Annotated in this window: 17 protein-coding genes; 5 read left to right on the top strand and 12 right to left on the bottom strand. The window is 60.8% G+C overall.

The features are described 5' to 3' along the window. Nucleotides 1-19: 19 nt before the first annotated feature. From ABIE16_RS26160 to ABIE16_RS26120, 9 genes are all read right to left on the bottom strand, one after another. A complete protein-coding gene (locus ABIE16_RS26160) occupies nt 20-838 on the bottom strand; it encodes a phosphoglycolate phosphatase (RefSeq protein WP_057713082.1) in 819 nt (272 codons plus the stop codon). Continuing rightward, nucleotides 835-1509, bottom strand: coding sequence for a ribulose-phosphate 3-epimerase (gene rpe, locus ABIE16_RS26155; RefSeq protein WP_007980198.1), 675 nt, complete (start codon nt 1507-1509; stop codon nt 835-837). Before rpe ends, ABIE16_RS26160 begins: the two co-directional genes overlap by 4 nt. Nucleotides 1510-1624: 115 nt before the next feature. Further along, nucleotides 1625-2773 (bottom strand): iron-containing alcohol dehydrogenase, encoded by a 1149-nt coding sequence (locus ABIE16_RS26150; protein WP_057713081.1) that lies wholly within the window; start codon nt 2771-2773, stop codon nt 1625-1627. 237 nt (nt 2774-3010) lie between these two features. Then, the gene (locus ABIE16_RS26145) at nt 3011-3835 is read right to left on the bottom strand and encodes an ABC transporter permease (protein ID WP_007980200.1); all 825 of its coding nucleotides are present in this window, start codon (nt 3833-3835) and stop codon (nt 3011-3013) included. Nucleotides 3836-3847: 12 nt separating this feature from the next. Further along, complete coding sequence (locus tag ABIE16_RS26140) at nt 3848-5095, bottom strand: ABC transporter permease (RefSeq protein ID WP_007980201.1); 1248 nt, start codon at nt 5093-5095, stop codon at nt 3848-3850. Between the two features lie 213 nt (nt 5096-5308). Next, nucleotides 5309-6352, bottom strand: a complete 1044-nt coding sequence (locus ABIE16_RS26135) for an ABC transporter substrate-binding protein (RefSeq protein ID WP_057713080.1) — start codon at nt 6350-6352, stop codon at nt 5309-5311. A gap of 48 nt (nt 6353-6400) precedes the next feature. Then, complete coding sequence (locus ABIE16_RS26130) at nt 6401-7525, bottom strand: ABC transporter ATP-binding protein (protein ID WP_046039490.1); 1125 nt, start codon at nt 7523-7525, stop codon at nt 6401-6403. A 358-nt stretch (nt 7526-7883) separates the two neighbouring features. Further along, entirely contained in the window at nt 7884-8537 is a 654-nt protein-coding gene (locus tag ABIE16_RS26125) for a response regulator (protein WP_191622237.1), read from the bottom strand. An 83-nt stretch (nt 8538-8620) separates the two neighbouring features. Then, entirely contained in the window at nt 8621-11017 is a 2397-nt protein-coding gene (locus ABIE16_RS26120) for a PAS domain-containing sensor histidine kinase (protein WP_429522214.1), read from the bottom strand. Nucleotides 11018-11090: 73 nt separating this feature from the next. On the opposite strand from ABIE16_RS26120, the gene ABIE16_RS26115 reads away from it, so the two are divergent. Next, nucleotides 11091-12080 carry an alpha/beta hydrolase family protein gene (locus ABIE16_RS26115; RefSeq protein ID WP_429522213.1) on the top strand — a complete coding sequence of 330 codons (990 nt, stop codon included), beginning with the start codon at nt 11091-11093 and terminating at the stop codon, nt 12078-12080. Nucleotides 12081-12217: 137 nt separating this feature from the next. Here ABIE16_RS26115 and ABIE16_RS26110 read toward each other — a convergent pair whose 3' ends face one another. The 3 genes from ABIE16_RS26110 to ABIE16_RS26100 are packed head-to-tail and all read right to left on the bottom strand — an operon-like array spanning nt 12218 to nt 14674. After that, the gene (locus ABIE16_RS26110; protein WP_340317334.1) at nt 12218-12985 is read right to left on the bottom strand and encodes a TerB family tellurite resistance protein; all 768 of its coding nucleotides are present in this window, start codon (nt 12983-12985) and stop codon (nt 12218-12220) included. A gap of 1 nt (nt 12986) precedes the next feature. Continuing rightward, nucleotides 12987-13658 carry an N-acetylmuramate alpha-1-phosphate uridylyltransferase MurU gene (gene murU / locus ABIE16_RS26105; protein ID WP_429522212.1) on the bottom strand — a complete coding sequence of 224 codons (672 nt, stop codon included), beginning with the start codon at nt 13656-13658 and terminating at the stop codon, nt 12987-12989. Beyond that, nucleotides 13655-14674 carry an aminoglycoside phosphotransferase family protein gene (locus ABIE16_RS26100; protein WP_429522211.1) on the bottom strand — a complete coding sequence of 340 codons (1020 nt, stop codon included), beginning with the start codon at nt 14672-14674 and terminating at the stop codon, nt 13655-13657. Before ABIE16_RS26100 ends, murU begins: the two co-directional genes overlap by 4 nt. Before the next feature lie 130 nt (nt 14675-14804). On the opposite strand from ABIE16_RS26100, the gene ABIE16_RS26095 reads away from it, so the two are divergent. Genes ABIE16_RS26095 through rsmA form a run of 4 tightly spaced genes read left to right on the top strand, consistent with a single transcriptional unit; the run spans nt 14805 to nt 20692 of the window. Next, entirely contained in the window at nt 14805-17603 is a 2799-nt protein-coding gene (locus ABIE16_RS26095; RefSeq protein WP_218494777.1) for an LPS-assembly protein LptD, read from the top strand. Next, nucleotides 17584-18900, top strand: a complete 1317-nt coding sequence (surA, locus tag ABIE16_RS26090) for a peptidylprolyl isomerase SurA (protein ID WP_157858918.1) — start codon at nt 17584-17586, stop codon at nt 18898-18900. Before ABIE16_RS26095 ends, surA begins: the two co-directional genes overlap by 20 nt. Continuing rightward, the gene (gene pdxA, locus ABIE16_RS26085) at nt 18897-19886 is read left to right on the top strand and encodes a 4-hydroxythreonine-4-phosphate dehydrogenase PdxA (RefSeq protein ID WP_429522210.1); all 990 of its coding nucleotides are present in this window, start codon (nt 18897-18899) and stop codon (nt 19884-19886) included. The genes surA and pdxA overlap by 4 nt, the downstream gene beginning before the upstream one ends. Continuing rightward, nucleotides 19883-20692 (top strand): 16S rRNA (adenine(1518)-N(6)/adenine(1519)-N(6))-dimethyltransferase RsmA, encoded by an 810-nt coding sequence (gene rsmA / locus ABIE16_RS26080; RefSeq protein ID WP_057713072.1) that lies wholly within the window; start codon nt 19883-19885, stop codon nt 20690-20692. Before pdxA ends, rsmA begins: the two co-directional genes overlap by 4 nt. Nucleotides 20693-20784: the final 92 nt, after the last annotated feature.

Genomic DNA, 20784 nt, shown 5'->3' with positions numbered 1-20784 from the left:
GAAACCGGCCAGGATCAAGTCAGGCGCGCCAACGCCAGCGGGCCAGGGCCTTGATGACTTTCATCCAGAGTTTGCGAGTGACCACCACGATGGCGTTTCCAGAAGGGGGTTTGACAGCGTCGGCCAACGTTATCTCAGCGGCCGGATCCAGGCAACCGGGAATTAGTTTGCGCAGGTCGTCGATCACCAGCGCCGGCGATTCTTCCGCGATCGGTCGGCCGTGGTTATAGCCGTAGCTCAGGGCTACGCACTTGACTCCCGCTGCTTTCGCCGCCAGCACATCGCTGCGCGAATCGCCAACGAACAACGACTGAGAAGCCGGAATATTGGCCATTTTCATCACGAAGAACAGCGCGGCCGGATCGGGTTTCTTCTGTGGCAGGGTGTCACCGCCGATGATCCAGCGGAAATAACGACCGATTTTCATCTGATCCAGCAGCGGCGCGACGAAACGCTCCGGCTTGTTGGTGATCAGCGCCATCTCGACGCCCTGCTTCTGCAGCCATTTGAGGGTGTCGCGAACGCCGGGGTAAACCACGGTCAACTCATGGCTCTCGCCATAAGCCTGCATGAAATACTCCAGCGCCCGTTCGGCCTCGTCGTTATCGACCGCAGCATGATCAAGACCGCCAGCCAGCGCCCGACGCACCAGCACCGGCGCGCCATTGCCAACCCATTCGCGCACCGCTTCCAGACCGGCGGATTGGCGACCGAGTTTGAGCAGCATCTTGTCCACAGCCACTGCCAGGTCCGGGACCGAGTCGATCAACGTACCGTCCAGATCGAACATCACCAGCCGCGGCAGTTGCCCCGGAAACAGCTGCTCAAAACCACTCATGGGCGAGCCAGCGCCAGTTCGGAACGCATCTTGTCGATGACTTCCTGATAGTTCGGCGCATTGAAGATGGCCGAGCCGGCGACGAAGGTGTCAGCGCCAGCCGCAGCGATTTCGCGAATGTTGTTCACGTTCACGCCGCCGTCGATTTCCAGGCGAATGTCACGGCCCGAAGCATCGATCAGCGCCCGCGCTTCGCGCAATTTGTCGAGGGTGCCAGGGATGAACTTCTGCCCGCCGAAGCCCGGGTTGACGCTCATCAGCAGGATCATGTCGACCTTGTCCATCACGTACTTGAGCACGTCCAGCGGGGTTGCCGGGTTGAACACCAGGCCCGACTTGCAGCCGCCTTCGCGGATCAGTTGCAGGGAGCGGTCGACGTGTTGGGTGGCTTCCGGGTGGAAGGTGATGTAAGTCGCGCCGGCTTCGATGAAGTCGCCCACGATGCGGTCCACCGGGCTGACCATCAGGTGCGCGTCGATCGGCGCGGTCACGCCGTACTTGCGCAGTGCCGAGCAAACCATCGGGCCGATGGTCAGGTTCGGTACGTAGTGATTGTCCATGACATCGAAGTGCACGAAGTCGGCGCCGGCGGCCAGGACGTTGTCCACTTCTTCACCCAGGCGGGCGAAGTCGGCGGAGAGAATCGACGGAGCAATTACGAAGGGCTGCATGACGCACCTTTTCTGAGCAGAATCACGATGGCGCGCATTGTATACCTCATGCTTTGACGCGCGCACCGTGAGCGCGATGATTGGACCTTGCCATCATCCATCAACGGCAATGGCTCTAGTACGCCGCGCGATAGATCTTTTCGATATCGACGGCACTCAATTTGCGCGGATTGTTGCGCATCAAGCGCTCGATCCCCGCTGCTTCCACGGCCATGGACGGGATGGCGTCCTCGGGCACACCGAAACTGCGCAGGCCCTGGGGAATTTCCACGGCGGCACACAGTTCGGTCATGGCTTGCACGGCCTTGTCGGCCGCTTCGTTGAGACTCAAATGAGCGGTCTTCACGCCCATGGCCTCTGCGATATCCTGCATGCGTTCGATGCAGGCCATCTTGTTCCAGGTCATGACATAGGGCAGTAGCAAGGCATTGCTGACCCCATGGGCAATGTTGAAGCGCCCGCCCAGCGGATATGCCAGCGCATGCACCGCGCCAACGCCGGCGTTGCCGAACGCCATGCCGGCCATCAGGCTGGCAGTGGCCATGTCTTCCCGGGCTTGCAGGTTCGACGGGTTGGCGTAGGCCTTGGGCAAAGCCTTGGCGATCAGCTTGATGGCGCCGATAGCCAGGGAATCGGTAATCGGCGAGGCGTTGACCGACAGATAAGACTCGATAGCGTGCACCAGTGCATCGACACCACTGGCCGCCGTGACGCTGCGTGGACAGGTCAGGGTCATTTGCGGGCTGACCAGCGCCACGTCCGGCAACAGGTAGTCGCTGACAATGCCCTTCTTCAGTTGCGCGACCTTGTCGGAAAGGATGGCGACGTTGGTCACTTCCGAGCCGGTGCCGGCGGTGGTCGGGATGGCGATCAGCGGCGGACCTTTGCGCGGGACCTGATCGATACCGAACAGATCCTCCAGCGCACCGTGGTACCCGGCGTAGGCTGCCACGCTCTTGGCAATGTCGATGGCACTCCCGCCGCCCAGGCCGATCAGCCCATCATGCCCGCCGTCGCGGTAAACCTGCATGCAATCTTCGACGATGGCGATTTCCGGGTCCGGCAGCACACGGTCGAAGATTTCGTAGGAGCGGCCACCCAACTGCGCCAGTGCCAGTTCTACCGTGCCGGACTTGACCAGGGCGACGTCGGTGACGATCAGCGGATTGTCGATGTCCAGGCGTGTCAGCTCAGCGGCCAGCTGCTCGATGGCACCTGCGCCGGTGATCAGTTTGTGAGCGATTTTGAAAGAGGAAAGACTCATGTGCGCAGCCTCTTATAGATAGGGGAGCTGGGCACAATAGTAGCTGGGGATTTGGAGTTGGCTGGTATTCAGGTCATGAATGACCAAGGTTTCCGGGAACACCCAATAACACTGTAGGAGCGAGCTTGCTCGCGATGAACCTGAGAGCGACGCGGGCATTCAGAAGGCCCGCGTTATCGTTGGCGACCATCGCGAGCAAGCTCGCTCCTACAAGTTGCAGTGGATCGGTGTGTGGCTTCAGACCTGGGCAGTACGCAGTTTCTCGCTACGCCCACGCAACCATTCCAGGGTCAGCAACAGGATCACCGAGAAGGCAATCAACAGCGTCGCGGCCGCGGCGATGGTCGGGCTGAGGTTTTCGCGGATGCCGCTGAACATCTGCCGTGGCAGGGTCGCTTGCTCTGGGCCGGCGAGGAACAGCGTCACCACCACTTCATCGAACGAAGTCGCAAAGGCAAACAGCGCCCCGGAGATCACGCCCGGCGCAATCAGTGGCAAGGTCACCCGGCGGAACGTGGTCAGCGGCGAAGCGCCCAGGCTCGCAGCAGCCCGTACCAGGTTGTGGTTGAACCCCTGCAAGGTCGCCGACACTGTAATGATCACGAACGGCACACCCAACACCGCATGCACCACGATCAGCGAGAAGAAGCTGTTACCCAATCCCAACGGAGCAAAGAACAGATAACTGGCCACACCGATGATCACCACCGGCACCACCATCGGTGAAATCACCAGCGCCATCACCAGCGCCTTGCCGGGAAAGTCGCCACGGGTCAGGCCGATGGCCGCCAGCGTACCGAAGACCATGGCCAGCACCGTAGCCGCCGGGGCGACGATGATGCTGTTCTTCAGGGCGCGCATCCATTCCGCCGAGGCGAAGAAATCGTGATACCACTGCAATGAGAAGCCTTGCAGCGGGTACACCAGGAAACTGCCGGAGTTGAACGACAGCGGAATGATCACCAGCACCGGCAGGATCAGGAACAACAGAATCAAGCCGCAGAGAATCCGCAAGCTGTAGAACCACACCCGTTCGATGGGCGACATATAAGGACTCAGCATTTCGTTCTCCCCTTAGCTCAGGCGCAGGCGGCTTGCGCCTACCAGCCAGCTGTAAATCAGATAAAGCACGACCGTCGCGAGCAACAGCAGCCCACCAAGTGCGGTCGCCATGCCCCAGTTGATGCTGGTGTTGGTGTAGAAGGCGACGAAGTAGCTGACCATCTGATCGTTCGGGCTGCCCAGCAATGCCGGGGTGATGTAGTAGCCGATGGCGAGGATGAACACCAACAGGCAACCGGCGCCGACACCGGCATAGGTCTGCGGGAAGTACACCCGCCAGAAGCTGGCGAACGGATGGCAGCCGAGGGAAATCGCGGCACGCATGTAGGTCGGCGAGATGCCTTTCATCACGCTGTAGATCGGCAGGATCATGAACGGCAGCAGGATGTGCACCATCGAGATGTAGACACCGACGCGGTTGAACACCAACTCGATCGGCTTATCGATGATGCCCATGGCCATCAGGCCGCTGTTGATCAGGCCACCCGATTGCAGCAACACGATCCACGCCGCGACTCGTACCAGGATCGAGGTCCAGAACGGCAACAGCACCAGAATCATCAGCAGGTTGCTCTGGCGCGATGGCAGGTTCGCCAGCAGGTAAGCCAGAGGATACGCCAGCACCAGGCAGATCACGGTGATGATCAGGCCCATCCAGAAGGTGCGGGCGAAGATGTCGAGGTAGATCGCCTGGTCCGGGGTGGCCGGGGCGATTTCGCCGAGGTCGTCGATGCGGTGATCGACAGCCGCCAGCAGGTAATACGGGGTGATGCTGCTGGTGTTGCGGCGCACCGCTTGCCAGTAGGCCGGGTCGCCCCAACGCTCATCGAGGCCTTCCAGCGCTTCTTTATAGGAGGCCGGTTCAGTGGCAAGCGGCAAGGCGCGGGCCGTTTTGGTCAGCAGGCTGCGATAGCCGGCCAGTTCCATGTTCAGGCGCTTGGACAGATCGCCCAGGGTCTGATTCTTGCGAGCCTCGGCGAGGTCTTCGGCCGCAGCTTTGTAAACCGGTTCAGCGGGCAGGCCACGGCCATCCCAACTGGCGATGGCAGTCACGGTGCGCGGCATGCCGCCGACCACTTCCGGGTTGCCAACGCTTTTGTAGAGCAGCGCCACGATCGGCACCAGGAACACCAGCAACAGAAACAGCACCAGCGGCGCGATCAACGCCTGGGCCTTCCAGCGGTTGACCCGCTCGGCGTGCTTGAGCCGCTGCTTCAAGGTGGGGCTGGTGCCCTCGTTCAGGGGAACGGCGATAGCCATGACGTACTCCGCAAATCTTTGATCAATCGTTAATGTGGGAGCGAACTTGTGGCGAGGGGGCTTGCCCCCGTTGGGTCGCGTAGCGACCCCGAAACCTGCATTCCCGATGCATCAGATGCACCGCATGCAATGGTTTTACGACTGCTACGCAGCCGAACGGGGGCAAGCCCCTCGCCACTAAAGCTCGCCCTCACAGGAGGGCGAGCCCTCTGCTTATTTCGCAGCCCAGGAATTGAAGCGCTGCTCCAGTTGCTCGCCGTTGTCAGCCCAGAAGCTGACGTCGATCTGCACCTGGTTGGCGATGTTTTCCGGGGTGGTCGGCATGTCTTTCAGGACATCCTTGGCCAGCAGCGGCACGGCTTGGGTGTTGGCCGGGCCGTAGGCGATGTTTTCCGAGTAGGTCTTCTGCTGCTGTGGCTGTACCGAGAAGGCGATGAATTTCTTCGCCGCTTCGGCGCGCTTGGCATCCAGACCTTTTGGAATGGCCCATGCGTCAAAGTCGTAGATGCCGCCGTTCCACACGACTTTCAGGTTGCTTTCTTTCTGCACGGCAGCGATACGACCGTTGTAGGCCGAACTCATGACCACGTCACCGGAAGCGAGGTATTGCGGCGGTTGTGCGCCAGCTTCCCACCACTGGATGTTCGGCTTGAGCTCATCGAGCTTCTTGAACGCGCGGTCCTGACCGTCCTTGCCAGCCAGCACTTTGTAGACGTCTTTCGGCGCAACGCCGTCGGCCATCAGTGCGAATTCCAGGGTGTACTTGGCGCCCTTACGCAGGCCACGCTTGCCCGGGAACTGCTTGGTGTCCCAGAAGTCCACCCAGCTGGTCGGTGCGGATTTCAGTTTGTCGGCGTTGTAGGCCAGCACGGTCGACCACACGAAGAAACCCACGCCGCAAGGCTGGATGGCGCCCTTGACGTAGTCTTCGGTCTTGCCGAACAGCGCCGGGTCCAGTTGCTCGAACATGTCTTCGTCGCAACCACGGGACAGTTCCGGCGATTCAACCTCTACCAGATCCCAGGACACGCTCTTGGTGTCGACCATGGCCTTGACCTTGGCCATTTCGCCGTTGTACTCGCCGGCCACGATCTTGCCGTTGCCTGCCGCTTCCCAAGGTGCGTAGAAGGCTTTGACCTGAGCCGCCTTGTTCGCACCGCCAAAGGACACCACGGTCAGATCCGGGCCGGCCGCCATTGCGTGTGCCGCGCCCATCATGCCCAGTGCCAAAGCGGTGAATTTCAGGGATCTCAACATTTATTGTTCTCTCCACGTGCAGGGTTGGTGTTGGTGTTGCCGGGGCGATCAATGCGCCTCTAAAAGTGGATCGAGCGCGCGAACGTGCTCGACCTGCCAGCCAAGCGGTACCACATCGCCGACGGCGAGCGAGGGATCAAGCTCGGCAATTGGCTGTTTCACGAAGAAGTCGGTCTTGCCGCAGACTTCCATGCGAACCCGGACGTGGTCGCCCAGATAGATGAATTCCTCGACTCGCCCGGAGAAGCGGTTGACGCATTGGTCGCTGGAGCCGTTGAGGCTCACTCGCTCCGGACGAATGGACAGGGTCACCGGCTCGCCGGTCTGGCCAACGTTGACTGCCAAGGCTTCCACTTTCTCACCGCGCCCGAGTTCCACAATGCAACGGTCGCCGGTTTGGCTGTGCAGGCGGCCATTGAGGCGGTTGTTCTCGCCGATGAAGTTGGCGACGAAGGTGTTTTTCGGCTCTTCGTAGAGGGTGCGCGGCGGAGCGATCTGCTGGATTTCGCCCTGATGGAACACCGCCACGCGGTCGGACATGGTCAAGGCTTCGCCCTGATCGTGGGTCACGTAGACCACAGTCACGCCCAGGCGCTGGTGCAGGTGCTTGATCTCCATCTGCATGTGTTCACGCAGCTGCTTGTCGAGTGCGCCGAGGGGTTCGTCCATCAGCACCAGTTGCGGCTCGAACACCAGCGCGCGGGCCAATGCCACACGCTGTTGCTGACCACCGGAGAGCTGCGCCGGGTAGCGCTGGGCGAAGGCATCGAGCTGGACCATGCTCAGCACGCGCTTGACCCGCGCACTGACGTCGCTCTTGTTCATGCCACGCACGGTCAGCGGGAACGCCAGGTTCTCGGCCACCGTCATGTGCGGGAACAACGCGTAGTTCTGGAACACCATGCCGATGTCACGCTTGTGCGGCGGCACGTTGTTGATGGCGCGCCCGGCCAACAGGATTTCGCCCGCGGTCGGCGTTTCGAAGCCGGCGAGCATCATCAGGCTGGTGGTCTTGCCGGAGCCGGACGGCCCGAGCAATGTGAGGAATTCGCCCTTGCGAATATCCAGGTTGAGGTCCTTGACGATCAGGTTCTCGCCGTCGTAGCTCTTCTGCACTCCACGAAAGCTGACCAGAACATCATTGGCCCCTGCGCTTGAATCGACCTGGCTCATACCCACACCTTTGTTATTGATGACTGCTGTGGGGTTAAGCCTAGTGGACGCTGGGGACCGCGCAAATCGGGGCGCAAGAGAGATTCGCCTCAGCCGGATGGAAGGTTGGGGGTAGGGATTTCCCTACAAGGATGGCGGGGATGGATAGGGCAGCAGCACGCTTCAAGCTGCAAGCCGCAAGAATCGGCAAAGCCGCTGCAAAAACATGTCGCTTTTGGATATGCCGGTAATCGGATACTTGATGGAGATCCCTGTGGGAGCGAGCTTGCTCGCGATGGCAGCATCACATTCAACATCGATGCTGAATGACCCGCCGCTATCGCGAGCAAGCTCGCTCCCACAGGTACAGCGATGTGCTTTAGAGGAGCTTGTGTTCCATCGCGTACTTCACCAGTTCCGCCAGCGAGGTGATGTTGAGCTTCTGCATCAGCCGCGCCTTGTGGGTGCTGATGGTCTTGCTGCTCAACGCCAGTTGCTGAGCGATGTCGTTCACGTTGGCGCCCTGGGCCAGGCGTTCGAACACGGAAAATTCGCGCTCGGAGAGCAACGAGTGCAATGGACGCGAGTCGGTAAGACCGACCTCGAAAACCATGCGGTCGGCCAGTTCCGGGTCGATGTAACGCCCGCCTGACGCCACTTTGCGAATGGCCGTCAGCAACAGTGCCGGGTCGCTGTCCTTGGTCGCATAACCGGCAGCCCCCACCTTCAGCGCCCGGGCGGCCATTTGCGCCTCATCGTGCATCGACAGCACCAGGATCGCCGGCGGATTGTTCAGGGCGCGAATCCGCGGAATTGCTTCCAGGCCGTTGACGCCCGGCATGGAGATGTCCAGCAACACCACTTCGCAGGGCACATTACGCAAGGTGTCGAGCAACTGCTCGCCATTGCTCGCCTCCCCCACCACCAGCAAGTCCTTGGCCAGGCCGATCAACTGCTTGATGCCTTCGCGGACAATGGTGTGGTCTTCGGCTACCAGTACACGGATCACGTTCTTCTCCAGGTTCAAGATCATTCGCGAGCAGGCTCCCACATTTGGAGTACGTCCCCCTGTGGGAGCCTGCTCGCGAAGGCGTCAGCACAGACACCACAAATTCTTCAGGCTTCGTCCAGAGGTACTCGCACTTCTAACGTCGTACCCTCACCCGGCTCACTCTCCAGCGACAACTCACCGCCCAGGATCAACACCCGCTCACGCATACCGACGATCCCAAAGGACGTTGGCCTGCCAGGCGCGGCGACAAATCCTACGCCATCATCGCTGACCGTCAGACACAATTCGTTGCCTTCAAGGGTCAGTGTCAGTTCAACAGTATGCGCCTGGGCGTGCCGCATGACATTGGTCAGCGCCTCCTGAAGAATTCGAAACAGGCCGATCGCCTTCGCATCGCTGAGCACTGGCAAATTGTCCGGCACCTGCACCAGACACGGGATCTGTGTGCGTGCCTCGAACCGGCGGGCCTGCCATTCAATGGCCGAGGCGATACCTGCGTCGAGAATCGGCGGCCGCAATGCCGTGGCCACATCACGGACCAGCTGAAACAACTGAGCGATCAAGCGCTTCATGCTGTTCAAGCGCTCGTTAAGGCCAGGGTCGAGCTGGGCGTACGCCAGTTCGCACATGGACGTTTCCAGCTTCAACACGGTGAGCATCTGCCCCAATTCGTCGTGAACTTCCCGGGCAATGCGCGCTTTTTCTTCTTCGCGCACGCTTTCCAGGTGCGCGGACAACTCACGCAGTTGTTCCCGGGAGCTGGCCAGTTCAATTTCGATGCGCTTGCTCTCGCTGATGTCCCAGACGATCCCGTCCCAAACATAGGCGCCGTCTTCCAGCCGGCGGGTGATGGCCTTGATTTCCGCCCAACGCTGCTCGCCCTGACGCGTGAGGATTCGCCCCTGCCACGACCAGTCGCTGTCAGTATCCAGCGCATGATCCTGGGTCTGGTGATAGCTGACCTTGTCATCCGGATGCACGAGGCTGCGCAGGCCTTTATCGCGATGCGCCAGCGTGGCCGGCGAGTACCCCACCAGGCTTTCGCTGCCTTCGCTGATGTAGGCAAAGTCGATCTGACCGGTTACTGGCGCCCGCTCCAGTCGGAAAACCAGTCCCGGAACGTTGGCGGCGATGCCTTGCAGCCGCGCCTCGCTTTCCTGCAAGGCCGCCAGGGCGCGGCGCCGCTCGGTGACATCGTTGAGGTAAACCACCAGGTATTCGCCATCGCGAAAGCGCAGGAAACTCAACGAGACATCGGCCGGCAGGATGCTGCCATCAGCCCGCACGCAATTGGATTCGAAACTTTGCGGGCCCTCCTCACTGGCCCGGGCGCGCTTCCACAGGTTCAGCCAGCGGTCCATGTGCAGGCCGGGCTCGAAATCGATCAGGGGCCGATCGATGATCCCTCCGGCCGGATAGCCCAGCATGCTTTCCGCCGCGCGGTTGGCGTAGCGCACATGGCTGTCCCAGTTGACCCAGAGGATGCCGACGGTGCTTTGGTCGATGGAAAACTGGGTGAGCCGCAAGGCCTCTTCGCTGGCGGCGCGCAAGGCGATGTCTTCCTGCGCGGCCAACAGGCGCTGCTCCAGGTTGTGCTGCTGGCGACGCTGCCAGACCACGATGACCATGCAACTCATCGCCAGCACGGCCAGCAGCAGGCAGAGGTTCTGCCAAAACCCCGGCGACTCGGTGAGCCGCGGATACTTGGGCTGCAGCCATTGATTGTGCAGTTGCTCCAGATCCTTGGCCGGGATCGCCCGCAATGCACTTTCGACAATGCCCGCAAGTTCCGGTTTGTCACGGCGCGTGGCCACTCGCAGCAACTGCGGCAGACCGACATCCCCCACCACGACCAATCCGGCGAACTCCGGTTCGACCGACAAGCGTCCCAGCTGCGCCTCATCGACCACCGCATAAGCCGCCTGCTGGCCCGCCAATAATTGCAATGCCTGGCGCTCCATCGGTACGCCTTGCAGATTCAGGTGCGGGTAGTTGCTGCGCAGGTAATCGGCGATGGCACTGGGCATGCGCACGGCGACGCGGGTCTGGCTGTCGAGTTTTTCCAGCTCGACCGCGCCAGCGCTTTTCTGATCGCTGACCACCAATTGCGGCACCCGCATGTAGGGGTCGGAAAACTGCCAGAGGCGCAGCCCGCCAGGGGTCTGGGTCACCCCCGGAGCGATGTCGATTTCGCCCTCGCGGGCCGCGGCTTCCAATTGCTCAAGATCGGGAAAATTGCGCCAGCTCAGTTCGACATTGAGGTTTTTTGCGAGCCACTTCATCAACTCGACGTTCACCCCGGACAGGCGCTGCAAGCGGCGATCGTATTGCGCATAGGGCGCCTGCAACACCACGCCGACCCGCAACTCACCCTGCTGCGCCAGCCAGTGCCGTTGGTCAGGGGACAGTTGGGCAGCGGGCGCCGGGGGCGCGGCGGCCGCCCAGCCCATCAAGGGAAACCACAAACAGCCGATAACCCACAGGCAGCGAAAAAGCATCATTGAACTCTCACACACTGACAAATACTGACCAACCCATTAGGCTGCCGGAACAACTTCTGGCCTGGAATACCCGATGCCCTCTGTCTACCGCCTGGCACTGCCAGCATTGTGCCTGTCGCTGATCCTGCCTTGCGCTTTTTCCGTCAAGGCGGCCGACCCGGCACCCGCCGCGGAGGAAAAAACCGCCGAAGAAAAACCACTCGAACGTCAGCCGCTGCCTGAGCGTAGTCAGGAAGAAGCGACTGCACTTGAGCGAAAAATCCCGGCTCAGGAACAGCAACAACTGCAAGCAGGCTCCGACACCTTTCTGGCCTTGTGGAAACCGGCCAATACCGCCGAACCTAAAGGCGCGGTGATTATCATCCCGGGCGCCGGTGAAACCGTTGACTGGCCGCAAGCGATCGGCCCTTTGCGGCGCAAATTGCCGGATGCCGAGTGGAGCAGCCTGAGTATCACCTTGCCGGACCTGCAAAGCGACGCCATTGCGCCACGAATCGTGGAAGCAGCGCCGGCTCCCAAGCCCGCCGAAACCGGTAGTAAAGACTCGACCACCGCAGCCCCTATCGAACAGGTGGCCGGAGGCGAGGCCGATGTGGCCGACAAGGCCGTCACCGAAAACACCGAAGAACAATCCAAGGCAGATGCCGAGCGCATCTTCGCCCGGATCGACGCCGCGATTACATTCGCCGAACAGCAAAGCGCCCGCAGTATCGTGGTGTTGGGGCATGGCACCGGCGCTTATTGGGCGGCGCGCTATTTAAGCGAGAAGCAGCCTTCGCAAGTCGAGCGCTTCCTCATGGTCGCAGCGCAGACACCTGCTCAAGCGAAACCCGAGCTGGATGAGCTGGCGCCGAATCTGAAACTGCCGACCGCCGACATCTTCTACATGGACAAGCCGCTGGATCGCAATGCGGCGCTAGCCCGTCTGCAGGCCAACAAACGGGTGAAAACGTCGGCATTCAGCCAGGTCGCACTCAAGGCGTTGCCGGATACCAAAGCCGAACAGGAGCAATTGTTCCGTCGGGTGCGGGGTTGGTTGAATCCGCAGAACCCCGCGGGCTGACAGACCGAGGCGCCTTCATCGCGGGTAAGCCACACTCCCACAGGTTTTATGCCGATCACAAAATTGCGGACGACATGAACCTGTGGGAGCGAGCTTGCTCGCGATAGCGGTATCACTGGCGAAGCAAGTTTTCCAGGCTAGCGAAAATCCCGCCGCTCCCGAATCAGCGTATAGGCGTTATGCAGTTCACGCGTTCGCTCGGTGGCCTCACGCACCTGCGTCGCCGTCGCGCCACTGCCGGCAATCTTGTCCGGATGATGACGACTGAGCAGGCGTCGATAAGCACGCTTGATCTGCGCCGGCTCAGTGGTGGCCGACACCCCCAAAAGCCTCAACGCGTCCTGATAACTTGGCACACTGTTGCCCAATGGCCGTTTCTGCGGCTCATAGTCGTGGGCCAACGCCTGCACCTGATGGGGCGTCCAGCCCAGCCATTTGCCCCATTGGCCGATCAATTGACGTTCACTGCTGCCGGCACGACCATCGGCCCAGACCATTCGCCAGCAGGCGCGCAACACACCTTCCGCCGCATGGGGCTGGGCACTCAGGCGACGCAGATAACCGCGCAGGCGGTCATTGCCCGATTTGCCACGATTGAACGCGGCAATCGCCCGACGCTGGGCCGGTTCGGACATTTCCAGCGAGCGCATTTCCGCCCGGGCCTGCTGGATGTGGCCATCCACCACCCGCCCGTCGCACTTCGCCAGACGTCCCAGTAGCACGAAGAGCAACTCATCGTTGCGCAGCACCGGACGACCACCAAGCTTTTCCAGCAAATGCCCCCAACTCTGCAGGTGCAAGCGCCGGTCCAGCGCCTGCCCCAACAACGCGCCGAGAATGGCCCCCGGAATGCTGGCTATGGCAAAGCCTGCTCCGGCTCCGATCAGAGTCCCTGGCCACAGCATCTCAGCGGCTCGCTTCTATTAATGTTTCAACTTCGGCCAGACGCTCGTGAGTGCCGACATCGACCCACTGCCCCCTCAACTGCTCGCCGGTCACCTGCCCGTCAGCCATGGCCTTGCGCAACAGCGGAGCGAGCTTGAAGGCCCCCTCGGTGCAATCGTCGAACAACTGCGGATGCAACACGGCGATACCGCTGTAGGTCAAGGTGCCAGCCCCTGGTTGACCATCGAGCACCCGCGTTTCTACCAGGCTGAAGTCCCCGGCCGGATGATGGGGCGGGTTGCTGACCAGCACCAGGTGCGCCAGGCCGTTGATGGGCTGATGCAGCACGCTGAAGTCGTAATCGGTCCAGATGTCGCCGTTGACCACGACAAACGCTTCATCCCCCAACAATGGCAACGCGCGGAAAATTCCGCCGCCGGTTTCCAGGGGTTCACCTTCGGCCGAGAACTGAATGCTCACGCCATAACGCGAACCATCGCCCAGATAGTCTTCGATCTGCTGACCGAGCCAGGCGTGATTGATCACAATGTCGGTGAAACCGGCGGCGGCCAGCGCTCGCAGGTGATACTCGATCAGCGGCACGCCGCCTGCACGAACCAGCGGTTTTGGCGTAGTCAGGGTCAGCGGGCGCATGCGCTCGCCTTTGCCCGCGGCCAGAATCATTGCCTTCATGCTTTCACTCCGGCACGCAGACTGGCCAGCAATACATCCAGCTCGGCCAGTTCAGGGCGGCGCGCAATCACCGCGTCTATGTACGCAAAGAAACGTGGCACATCACCCAGGTAACGCGGTTTGCCGTCGCGATGGCAGATGCGCGCGAAAATGCCGATGACTTTCAGGTGACGTTGCACGCCCATCAAGTCGCTGGCACGCAGGAAGTCCTCGAAGTCGGGCTGAACCGGAATCCCGAGGGCACCCGCTTGCTGCCAGTAGCTTTCGAGCCAGCCGTGCACGCGCTCCTCGGGCCAGCTGAGGAATGCGTCCTTGAAAAGGCAGGTCACGTCGTAGGTCACCGGGCCATACACCGCATCCTGGAAGTCCAGCACACCGGGATTGGGCTCGCTGAGCATCAGGTTGCGCGGCATGTAGTCGCGATGCACCAGGACTTTTGGCTGTGCCAGGGCGCTGTCGATCAACAGTTCGCTGACCTGCTGCCAGAGCACTTGCTGCGCCGCGTCCAGTTCGATGCCCAATTCGCGCTTCACGTACCACTCGGGGAACAGCTCCAGCTCGCGACGAAGCAAGGCCACGTCATAGCTCGGCAGAGGCGCAACCATCGGCAGCTGCTGGAAAGCCAGCAACGCTTGCAGGGCATCCTTGAACAAATCGTCGGCGTTTTCGCTTTCGATAACGTCCAGGTAGGTCTTGTTGCCCAGGTCATTGAGCAAAAGAAAGCCGCGTTCGAGGTCTTCGGCATAAATTTTCGGCACATTTATTCCGGATTTCGCCAGCAAAAAGGCGATATCCACGAAGGGTTTGCAGTTTTCCTGGGGCGGCGGCGCGTCCATCACGATGAAACTTTTGTGACCGCCTTCCCAGCGGAAATACCGCCGAAAACTCGCGTCGCTGCTGGCCGCAGTCAACGTGGCCGGGGGTACGACGCCCCAGCCCTGCTCGGCAAAAAGGGTCGCCAATTGTTCATCGAGCCAAACTTTCAGGTGTTGCAAGCGTACATCTTGATCAGGCATTGCAAGGGTCTCCGACGGCGCTAGCCGTCAAGCGGGTCATGCTTTATTATCCAGCATCTTTTTCAGACCATCGAGAGGCGTGCGGCCCACACCGCGGGCAGATGGCACGCAGGAAGCCCGGACTAATAAGATGGCATTGAAATCCCCCGCGTTTCGTAAAAAATTTCCGTTGTTGGTTACCGGCAGTTTGCTGGCGCTGCAACCCCTTGCCACTTCCTACGTGGTCGCCGCGGAACAGTTTGACTGCTCAGTCTCTGCTTCGGGTTCCTGGGACTGTGCGCCAAAGACGCCGGCGGCTGCATTGCCACCGCGTCCCGTCCATGACGGCAGCGCAGTTTCCGCCACCGGCGAAGCCCCGGCCGAAAACGGTTCCAGCGAAGACGCCGGCGCCAAGCCGGTGCTGGTCACCGAATCCAAAGGCCGTGGCCTGAAGTCGCGTAGCGCAGACTACAGTCACCTCGACTGGGTTCCCCGCGAGCAGCTTACCGCCGCACAATTGGCCGAAACCGGTCCTTATTGCTCCGGTTCCTATATCGAACCGATTCGTCCTGGCATGGATGACAAGACGGATAAAAGTGACGCTCCAACCTTTATCGGCGCAAAAGCCTCCCGCTATAAGCAGGATGAGCAAGTTGCGACCCTGGCCGGCGACGTTGTCATGCGTCAGGGCAGCATGCAGGTCGAAGCCGACGAAGCCAACCTGTATCAGGCCGAAAGCCGTGGCGAACTGAACGGCAACGTGCGCATTCGCGACAACGGTGCCCTGATCGTCGGCGACCACGCCGACGTGCAGCTCGACACCGGTGAAGCCAAGGTCGACAACGCCGAATACGTGATGCACAAATCCCGCATCCGCGGCAATGCGCTGTACGCCAAACGTGCCGAGAACGCGATCATCCGGCTCAAGGATGGTACGTACACCACGTGCGAACCGAACAGCAACGCCTGGCAGCTCAAGGGCAACAACATCACCCTGAACCCGGCCACCGGTTTCGGTACGGCGACCAACGTGACGCTGCGAGTCAAGGACATTCCGGTCCTGTACACGCCGTACATCTACTTCCCGATCGACGACCGTCGCCAGTCGGGCTTCCTGCCGCCGACCATCGGCACCGGCAGCGATACCGGCTTCATGCTGGTCACCCCGTACTACTTCAACCTGGCGCCGAACTACGATGCCACGTTGTACCCACGCTACATGGAAAAGCACGGCTTGTTGATGGAAGGCGAATTCCGCTACCTGACCAAGTCCAGCGAAGGCCAGTTCGGCGCGGCGTACCTCAACGACGAAAGCGACGAACGCGACAAGCAGAGCGACGCCGAAAAAACCCGCTACATGTACAACTGGCAGCACAAGGGTGGTCTCGACTCGCGAGTACTCACGCAAGTCGACTACACCAAGATCAGCGATCCGTATTACTTCCAGGATCTGCAGACCGACCAGATTGGCATCAAAAACAACGACTACGTGAACCAGCAGGGCTCCGTCACCTATCGTGGCGACAGCTATTCCGCTCGCGTGAACGCCCAGGCATACGAACTGGCGAGCGTATCGAACATTACGCCGTACGATCGCCTGCCGCAGCTCACCCTCGACGGCATGCTGCCTTATCATCCGGAAGGCCTGGACTTCACGTACAACACCGAACTCGTACGGTTTGACCGGGATCTGCAGAGCGGGACATACTTTGACGAAGACGGTGTCGGCTCTCCCCGTCTTGATAACAACGTTCAAGGTCTGGCCCGCGCCAATGGCGACCGCCTGAATCTCGCGCCCGCCATCAGCCTGCCGATGAACACGACCTACGGCTTCCTGACACCGAAGCTCAAGTACCAGTACACCCAGTATCAACTGGACCTGGACAGCACCGGCAAAGGTCAGATTGCGAATCAGACCGCAGAACAGGACAGGCTCCTGGGAACATTCGACAGCAACCAGAACCGCGGCGTACCGATCGCCAGCATCGACAGCGGCCTGTACTTCGATCGCAATACCCAGTATTTCGGCAAGAACTACCGCCAGACCCTCGAGCCGCGCCTGTTCTACCTGTACGTGCCTGAGGTCGACCAGGAAGACATCCCGATATTCGATACCAGCGAATACACCTTCAACTATGCGTCGCTGTTCCGTGACAACCGCTTCTCCGGCTCCGACCGTGTCGGTGACGAGAACAAACTGTCCCTGGGTGTGACCAGCCGCTGGATCGAAGACAATGGCTTCGAACGTCAACGCCTCAGCGTCGGCCAGGCCTTGTACTTCAAGGACCGCGAAGTTCAGTTGCCGGGTATCGATGCAAAAACCCGCAAGGATACGCAAGCCAACGTTTCGCCTTACGCCCTGGAATACGAATATCGCTGGAACCGCGACTGGCGCACCACGGCCGATTACAACTGGGACCCGGACAGCCGCAGCCCTCGCTCGGGTAGCGCGATGTTCCATTACCAGCCTGAAGACAACCCGAACAAGGTCATCAACGCCGGCTATCGCTATCGCAATGACCAGGTCCGTTACGACCAGAACACCGGTCAATGGAGCGTTGGTGGCGGTGACTACGGCACCCCTGGCCAGCCTGGCTACGTGAAGGATTACTACAAGATCAAACAGCACGACTTCTCGGTGATCTGGCCGATCGTGCCGCAATGGAACGCCATCAGCCGTTGGCAGTATGACTACAACCGCAACCGTACCCTGGAAGCCTTCGGTGGCTTCGAGTACGACAACTGCTGCTGGAAACTGCGCCTGATCAACCGTTACTGGGTCGCTTATGACGAGTTCAGTCAGGAAGCACCGCAAAACGAAAAAGGCGACCATGGCGTCTTCCTCCAAATTGTTCTGAAGGGACTCGGCGGCCTGACTGGCGCCAAGGTAGAGAGCTTCCTCGACAAAGGCATTCAAGGTTATCGTGAACGTGAAGACCAAGCTTTCTGATTGTCTGCGCCCGCTGATGCTGGGCGCGCTGTTCCTGAGTACGGCCGCGAACGCCGCCGTACAGTCCATCGATAAAGTGGTGGCCATCGTCGACAACGACGTGGTCATGCAGAGCCAACTGGACCAACGCGTTCATGAAGTTCAGCAAACTATTGCCAAGCGTGGCTCTGCCGTGCCGCCGGCCAGCGTGCTGGAGCAGCAGGTACTTGAGCGCCTGATCGTCGAAAACCTGCAATTGCAGATCGGCGAGCGTTCCGGCATCCGCATTACCGATGAAGAGTTGAACCAGGCTGTCGGCACCATTGCCCAGCGCAACAACATGTCGGTCGAGCAGTTCCGCGCCGCCCTGACTCGCGACGGCCTGTCCTACGACGACGCACGTGAGCAGATTCGCCGCGAAATGGTCATCAGCCGTGTACGCCAGCGTCGGGTTGCCGAACGCATTCAGGTCTCCGAGCAGGAAGTGAAGAACTTCCTGGCGTCGGACCTGGGCAAAATGCAACTGTCTGAAGAGTTCCACCTGGCCAACATCCTGATTCCTACGCCGGAAAGCGCCAACTCCGACGCGATTCAGAGTGCAGCCAAGCAGGCCGATGCGATTTACCAGCAGCTCAAACAAGGCGCTGACTTCAGTCAGTTGGCGATCGCCAAGTCCGCCAGCGAAACCGCACTGGAAGGTGGTGACATGGGCTGGCGTAAAGCCGCTCAATTGCCGCCGCCGTTCGATCGCCTGCTGAGCACCATGCCGGTGGGCGATGTCACCCAGCCAATGCGCACCCCGGGCGGCTTCATCATCCTGAAGATCCTCGAAAAGCGTGGCGGCCAGACCCAGATGCGCGATGAAGTGCATGTGCGCCACATCCTGGTCAAACCGAGCCCGATCCGCGACGAAGCAAAAACCAAGGCCCTGGCTGACTCGCTCTACAGCCGTATCGAGGCTGGCGAAGACTTCGGCGAGTTGGCGAAAAGCTACTCGGAAGACCCGGGTTCCGCCCTCAACGGCGGCGATCTGAACTGGATCGACCCGAACGCACTGGTGCCCGAGTTCCGCGAAGTGATGGCCAGTACCCCGCAAGGTCAGCTGTCCAAGCCGTTCCAGACTCAATACGGCTGGCATGTCCTGGAAGTCCTTGGCCGTCGCGCCACCGACAGCACCACACAGGCTCGCGAGCAGCAAGCAATGACCGTTTTGCGTAACCGCAAATACGACGAAGAGCTGCAAACCTGGCTGCGTCAGATCCGTGACGAAGCGTACGTGGAAATCAAACTCCCTGGCGCCGACCAGGCAGCGCAGTGAAACCCCAACGTTTCGCGCTGACACCCGGCGAACCGGCCGGCATAGGTCCCGACCTGTGCCTGCTGCTCGCCTCGCAAGCCCAGCCTCACCCCCTGATTGCCATTACCAGCCGCGACCTGCTCATTGAGCGGGCCGCGCAACTGGGTGTGGCTATCGATTTGCTGCCGGTCACACCGGACAGCTGGCCGGATGTACCCGCGCCAGCCAACAGCCTGTATGTCTGGGATACACCGCTCAACGCCAAGGTCGTCGCCGGGCAACTGAACAAGGCCAACGCTGCCTTCGTACTGGAAACCCTGACCCGCGCCGGCCAAGGCTGCCTGAGCGGAGATTTCGCCGGCATGATTACCGCGCCGGTGCACAAAGGCGTGATCAACGAATCCGGCATCGCCTTTTCCGGGCATACGGAATTCCTCGCCGACCTGACCCACACCGCGCAAGTGGTGATGATGCTGGCCACGCGCGGCTTGCGCGTAGCCCTGGTGACCACTCACCTGCCCCTTCGCGAGATTGCCGATGCAATCACGCCGGAGCGTCTGGAGCGCGTCACGCGAATCCTGCACGCCGACCTGCAAAACAAGTTCGGCATCGCCCGGCCACGCATCCTGGTTTGCGGGCTCAACCCCCATGCCGGCGAAGGCGGACACCTGGGCCATGAAGAAATCGATATCATCGAACCCACATTAGAGCGCCTGCGCGGCGAGGGCATGGACCTTCGAGGCCCCCTGCCCGCCGACACTCTGTTTACCCCCAAATATCTGGAGCACTGCGATGCGGTGCTGGCGATGTACCACGATCAGGGCCTGCCGGTGCTGAAGTACAAAGGCTTCGGCGCGGCAGTCAACGTGACCCTCGGCTTGCCGATCATCCGCACATCGGTCGACCACGGCACCGCCCTGGACCTGGCCGGCAGTGGCAAGATCGACACCGGCAGCCTGCAAGTCGCCCTGGAAACCGCCTACCAGATGGCCGAGACCCGTTTATGACCGAGCAATACCAACACAAGGCGCGCAAACGCTTTGGCCAGAACTTCCTGCACGATGCCGGCGTTATCGACCGCATCCTGCGCTCCATTCATGCCAAGGCAGAAGACCGCCTGCTGGAAATCGGCCCGGGCCAGGGCGCACTGACCCAAGGCCTGCTCAGCAGCGGCGCGCAACTCGACGTGGTGGAGCTGGACAAGGACCTGATCCCGATTCTCAACCAGCAGTTTGCCGGCAAGAGCAACTTCAACCTGCATCAGGGCGATGCGCTGAAGTTCGACTTCAACAGCCTCAATGCCGCGCCTGGCAGCCTGCGCGTGGTCGGCAACCTGCCGTACAACATCTCCACACCGCTGATTTTTCACCTGCTGCACAACTCGCACCTGATTCGCGACATGCACTTCATGCTGCAAAAGGAAGTGGTCGAGCGCCTGGCTGCCGGCCCTGGTGGTGGCGACTGGGGTCGCTTGTCGATCATGGTTCAGTACCATTGCCGGGTCGAGCACCTGTTCAATGTCGGCCCGGGCGCGTTCAACCCGCCGCCGAAAGTCGATTCGGCCATCGTGCGCCTGGTACCCCACGCGGTACTGCCACACCCGGCCAAGGATCACCGCCTGCTGGAACGCGTCGTGCGCGAAGCTTTCAACCAGCGCCGCAAAACCCTGCGCAACACTCTCAAGCTGCTGCTGAGCAATGCCGAAATCGAAGCAGCCGGCGTCGATGGCAGCCTGCGTCCCGAGCAACTCGACCTGGCCGCGTTCGTGCGCCTGGCCGACAAGCTCAGCGAACAAAAGCCTACCGCTGACTGACAGGCGATGAGCGCTATCGGGTAGGACGCCACTCTGGTCTACTACCCGATACTTGGCCTAGACTGAACCCCAACAGCTACGCCCCGCGTCCC

The organism is Pseudomonas sp. 2725, assembly GCF_050434585.1.
GTDB lineage: Bacteria > Pseudomonadota > Gammaproteobacteria > Pseudomonadales > Pseudomonadaceae > Aquipseudomonas > Aquipseudomonas jessenii.
This window is presented reverse-complemented; position numbering and strand designations above follow the sequence as displayed.